The following is a 3,098-nucleotide window of genomic DNA, read 5'->3' on the forward strand; positions in this document are numbered from 1 at the left end:
AGGGGTGAGACGGGATCCGGGTGAAGGCAGGTTTGTGGGCTGGGGGGCAGGCTCCTGTCCACTGGGAGAGGAGTGCAACTGCTTCGGACTCCGTCCCGCCGGCGCGGACGGCGTTGCCAGATGGCTACTGCTGGGATCTGCCTGGGCCGACAGGGATCCCAGACTGCATAGCCAAAGGCAGACTCCTAGCCCACAAGCCCAGCGAACTGCTTTTTCCACCCTGCGCTCCTCAGTCTTTCTCAAGCCTGCTCAGGTCATTCCCAGCCCACCTCGGCCCTGGTCGCGTTGGCGGGGCGAGATCCACGGTTGGGGATTGTCTCAAACAAAATCGAGTAGGCATCTTGCTTTTGCCCCGGCTCGAAAAGATAGCGTTGGGCAACACGAGCAGAGGCAGGCACGATGGCCACGCGCACCGGCGGATCTTCCAGCGATACCAAAGGCTGGGGATGAGACCAACGCCATCCCACCCAGCCCGCCCCTGCCAAGGCCACTACAGCCGCTGCCACCCGTCCCCAAGGGGTGCCCTTACGTTGCCGCCAGCCCAGGTCGAGCATTGGCCGCCGATCCAGCTCAGCGAACACACGGCTGATCAACAGCTCCGTCTGGGTGGAGTTCAAGGTTGGGGCCTTGAGATTGGCCAAACCGGCCTGCAGAGCTGCCAGTTGGCTGTACAGTTGCCGCGCCTGAGGATCGCTGGCCAGCCAATCTTCCACCTGCCGCGCCTCTTGAGACGACAATTCCCCATCCAAGTAGGCGCTCAACTGTTCAAAGCGCTCATCCACCACCGGCAGCTCTTGCTGGGGATCCCTGGGGTCGGGGTTGGGGTTGCCGCGAACCATGGTCATTCACCATTAAGGTAGGGTTTTAGGGTGGATTGTAGGCGGGCGCGGGCGCGCGCAATGCGAGACTTAACAGTGCCCAAAGACACCCCTGTGATCTCGGCAATTTCCTCATAAGCCATTCCCTGAATTTCCCGCAGCAGGATTGTCTGGCGAAAGGCCTGCGGCAAGTCGCGGACGGCTTGGTGCAATCGCTCGTAGAACTCGCAGGTGGCAAGGTGCTCATGGGGACTGGGGCTCTCGCTGGGCAGCTCCCATTCCATCTCGCTATCCCGCATCTGAATCGGCGCATCCAGAGAAAGGGGCTGCTGCTGTCGTTTGCGCTTGCGCAGCTCGTCGTAAAACAGGTTGGTGGCAATCCGCCCCAGCCAGCTGCGAAATTTTGCCGGCTCCTGTAGGCGTTTCAGGTGGCGGTAGGCCCGGATCCAAACTTCCTGGGCCAAGTCATGCCGGTCGTGCCAGTCGGGAGCAAGATGGTAGAGCACCTTGTCCACATGGGCCTGATGGCGACGCATCAACTCGGCAAAAGCCTCCCGATGGGGCTGGGATCCCTGCTGACAGATCAGCACCAGATCCACATCAGCGAGCTTTTCGGGCCGCACAGGCACGTTCTTCACCAAGACCGACCAGCGCTGGCCACTGATGTCGCTGAGGGCAGCATCCATAGGCATCCATAAGTTCTAACAACAACAGCGGAGGGATCCCCTCCCAGACAGAACCTCTGTTGCCCAGACGAAATGGCAGAGTTTGGGTTCCCCCCACCCTCAACCGCAGGGTAGCTCTAGAGGCTCTGAGGGCCATACCGGCAAGACTCCACAGCAAGACCACCTCCTCACTAGATCTTGGCGCACATGGCGGGGTGGTGGATTGCAGGATAGCTCTTGAGTTGGTAACTGGGCTACAGTGGGCTTGCGGTATGGTGAAACGTCCGACCCGCCATGGCTTCCGATGCTCCTGTTGCCCTTCTCTCCGAGCTCAAGGCGGTGCCAATGTTGGCCGAACTTTCGGCGACGTCCTTGCAATGGTTGGGATCCCAGGTCAAGCTGCGGGATATCCCGGCGGGACAGGCCCTCTTCATGCAAGATGCCTGGGGCAGCGTAGTTTATCTGATCCTCGCCGGCTGGGCTAAGGTGCGGCGGGCTTTGCGGGCGCAAGACAGCACCAAAACCCTTGCCTTGCTGGGGCCGGGCGCTTGGGTGGGGGAAATGGCGGTACTGGACGAAGCTCCCCGCTCGCGAGATGTGCTGGCCCTAACCCCGCTGCGGGTGGCCGGGATCCCGGCGGCAACCTTCAAAGCACTGATGCTGCAGGAGCCGCAACTGTGTTACCAGCTGGCCTGCAGCCTCTCCCGTCGCCTGCGCCTGGCCAACTTGCAGGCGGATCTTGACCAGCAGAGCCCCCCGCTGCGAGTGGTGCATACGCTGGTGCAACTGGCGGAAGCTTTTGGCGAGAAGACCCCCCAGGGGATGCGCATTGTCTACCCTCCCCCCCAGGATTTGGCCGATCTCAGCCAAGTTAGCCGGGAGACAGCCCTGGCGGTACTGAGCCGTCTGCAGCAGCAGGGGGTTATTCAGCCGCTGCCGGAGCAACAGTCTTTGCTGCTGATCCGGTACGCCAAACTGCTGGAGGCCACCCGTCTGCTTTAGATATTGAAGATATTGACCCATGTCTCCCCAACCGATTTCTCCCCATCCAGGACAAGAATCTGTCTGGGACTATCCGCGCCCACCTCGTCTGGAGCCCACCACAGAACTGGTGGAAGTTCTCTTCAATGGCGAGCTCATTGCCCAAAGCCGCCGTTGCTACCGCGTCCTGGAAACCAGCCACCCGCCCACCTACTACATTCCCCCCACCGACGTTCGACTGCAGTATCTCCGCCCCAGCTCTCGCACCTCTTTCTGTGAGTTCAAAGGGGCTGCCTGCTACTGGACAGTTCAGGTCGGATCCCAAACAGCCGTAGATGCCGCCTGGAGCTATCCGGATCCCAGCCCGGCGTTTTTGCCCATCCGCGACTACCTTGCCTTTTATCCAGGCCGTGTGCAGGAGTGCCGGGTAGGTGGAGAACGAGTCCGGCCTCAACCCGGAGATTTCTACGGCGGTTGGATCACCTCAAAGGTCGTAGGCCCTTTCAAAGGAGAGCCGGGTAGCTGGAACTGGTAGGGGCGGAGCAGCGATTCCCGAGGGGGGATCCCTTTTACCCACGAAAAGGACTACAGTTAAGTCGATGCGGGTAAGTTGTCCAAGGACTCCGTCCCGCTG

General features: G+C 61.0%; 4 protein-coding genes and 1 pseudogene. 2 read left to right on the plus strand and 3 right to left on the minus strand.

Features of this window, described 5'->3' with window-relative positions; translation table 11 throughout:
* From NW819_RS09265 to NW819_RS09275, 3 genes and pseudogenes are all read right to left on the minus strand, one after another.
* Nucleotides 1-219 (minus strand): annotated as a pseudogene (locus NW819_RS09265) (hypothetical protein); the annotation flags it as partial.
* A gap of 35 nt (nucleotides 220-254) precedes the next feature.
* On the minus strand, nucleotides 255-845 hold the full coding sequence (locus NW819_RS09270; RefSeq protein WP_414349701.1) for an anti-sigma factor family protein: 591 nt from the start codon (nucleotides 843-845) through the stop codon (nucleotides 255-257).
* A complete protein-coding gene (locus NW819_RS09275) occupies nucleotides 842-1,504 on the minus strand; it encodes a sigma-70 family RNA polymerase sigma factor (protein ID WP_011433073.1) in 663 nt (220 codons plus the stop codon). Before NW819_RS09275 ends, NW819_RS09270 begins: the two co-directional genes overlap by 4 nt.
* A 273-nt stretch (nucleotides 1,505-1,777) precedes the next feature.
* Between NW819_RS09275 and NW819_RS09280 the strand changes: the two genes are divergently transcribed.
* Together NW819_RS09280 and NW819_RS09285 are read left to right on the plus strand one after the other, a co-directional pair.
* The gene (locus NW819_RS09280) at nucleotides 1,778-2,485 is read left to right on the plus strand and encodes a Crp/Fnr family transcriptional regulator (RefSeq protein ID WP_414413559.1); all 708 of its coding nucleotides are present in this window, start codon (nucleotides 1,778-1,780) and stop codon (nucleotides 2,483-2,485) included.
* A 19-nt stretch (nucleotides 2,486-2,504) separates the two neighbouring features.
* Entirely contained in the window at nucleotides 2,505-2,999 is a 495-nt protein-coding gene (locus NW819_RS09285) for a DUF427 domain-containing protein (RefSeq protein ID WP_011433071.1), read from the plus strand.
* Nucleotides 3,000-3,098: the final 99 nt, after the last annotated feature.

It is taken from the genome of Synechococcus sp. R8-2, assembly GCF_047461715.1.
In the GTDB taxonomy this organism is placed as follows: domain Bacteria; phylum Cyanobacteriota; class Cyanobacteriia; order Thermostichales; family Thermostichaceae; genus Thermostichus.

Bases quoted from the DNA above. Each gene is read 5' to 3' on its own strand.
- NW819_RS09280 (WP_414413559.1), top strand. From the start codon at position 1,778: ATGGCTTCCGATGCTCCTGTTGCCCTTCTCTCCGAGCTCAAGGCGGTG.
- NW819_RS09285 (WP_011433071.1), top strand. From the start codon at position 2,505: ATGTCTCCCCAACCGATTTCTCCCCATCCAGGACAAGAATCTGTCTGG.
- NW819_RS09275 (WP_011433073.1), bottom strand. From the start codon at position 1,504: ATGGATGCTGCCCTCAGCGACATCAGTGGCCAGCGCTGGTCGGTCTTG.
- NW819_RS09270 (WP_414349701.1), bottom strand. From the start codon at position 845: ATGACCATGGTTCGCGGCAACCCCAACCCCGACCCCAGGGATCCCCAG.